The 451-nt window shown below is 49.0% G+C and carries 1 protein-coding gene; it reads left to right on the top strand.

Features of this window, described 5'->3' with window-relative positions; genetic code table 11:
* Positions 1-451, top strand: a 451-nt coding sequence (locus ASC50_RS04595) for an outer membrane beta-barrel protein (RefSeq protein ID WP_158648439.1), incomplete at both ends; no start/stop codon positions are given.

Below are 451 nucleotides of genomic sequence, written 5' to 3'. Positions count from 1 at the left end.
GTACGGCTACGGCGAATTGAGTTACGAAATCGACACCCTGCGCCTGTTGAGCGTGTCCTACAACCAATTTAGCGGCAGCAACAACTCTGAAAGAGAGATGGATGTGGATTTGAAAGAATTTGGTTACGGCAACACGAATATCATCTACAACTACAAACAGCGGACAGACGGCACAAATGCCTTTGGCGGTCCGTCGGTGCGGGCGGATTATCAACGTTCGTTTGCGGGCGTAAAAGACCGTTTGCTGACATTTTCCTACAATTTTAACACATCGCCGCAGAAAAGTTCGGGAGAAACTACGATTGACGACGTGCTCAACAACAGGCAATCGACCGATGGCTCGAGCTCTGAGCACACGCTGCAATTGGACTTCACCACACCTGTCAATAAAATTCACACCATCGAGGCGGGCATCAAATACATCCAACGCACCAACAAAAACGAGAGCGAA

The sequence above is a fragment of the Candidatus Symbiothrix dinenymphae genome (genome assembly GCF_001431085.1).
Note: the sequence above shows the minus strand (reverse complement) of the source record. Positions and strands in the feature narration are given on the sequence as shown.